General features: G+C 44.8%; 1 protein-coding gene. It reads right to left on the reverse strand.

All coding sequences use genetic code 11. The features are described from left to right. Positions 1-933 (reverse strand): choice-of-anchor I domain-containing protein (locus tag R7R24_RS25365; protein WP_411978831.1); only part of this gene is annotated, 933 nt, incomplete at both ends.

Consider the following 933-nt stretch of genomic DNA (forward strand, 5'->3'; position numbering starts at 1 on the left):
ATCAAAAACTAGCTCACCATTTTCATTCCAAATTGAGAATGAACGCGCGCCAAATGCTTGAACGTTTTCTTCTGCGTTTAATGTGTGGTTTGGTTTGATAACTTTGAGTCTAGCTAGCTGTTTGTTGTCTTTCAGAGCTCCAGCAAGAGGGTGGTCGGTCGTAACTTTGAGTTTTTTGCCACGGACTTCGTCGATATGGCTCAAACAGGTGCCTTTGACATTGGTGTAATCTGGCGTACCTTGATAGTCATCCTCATCCCACTTGAACCCTGCTTGATCACATTCAGCTTGAGTGGTTTTAAAACCATATTCGCGACCATCCCCTTCGTTGGCTGAAACAATGTAGGTTTGGCCGTTGACAGAGTAACTGTCTAGCGTGTCGGGCATGTACAAGCCAACCAGCTGCGGATAGCTTTTCAAATTGCCGATGATCTTATCTTTATTTGAGGCGTCCAGCTTTGAATTTGACCAAGACTTTTCCCCTAAAGCGACAATTTTTTCTACCGATTGGCTTTGTGGATCAATAATCGCCATTGCGTTATTTTCCTGCAAGGCGACATAAATTTTCCCGTTGTCGGCAAACGTCAGATATTCCGGTTCAAGGTCTTGAACAATTGAGGCATTAGGGCCGGAAATACGCACCGCTTTTGGCAATTCATCTGAGCGCACTCCATCAAATTCGCCAAAGCCAATTTGCGTAACGTCAGCATTGTTAATACCTTTGCTCAAATCGACCAACGTCACGCTACCTTCGGGATCGATACTGTAATCGGAGTTCGGTTCGCCTTCGTTTGCGGTGGCAATGTAACGACCATCTTTAGAAAAACCAACCATATCTGGCAGCGCACCGGTTTTGAAAGTGGTGATTAGAGAAAGATCATCCGAGCGATACAGCGCGATCAAGCCATCTTCCTGCTTATTATTGTTTTCAAT

The organism is Vibrio sp. 704 (assembly GCF_033339295.1).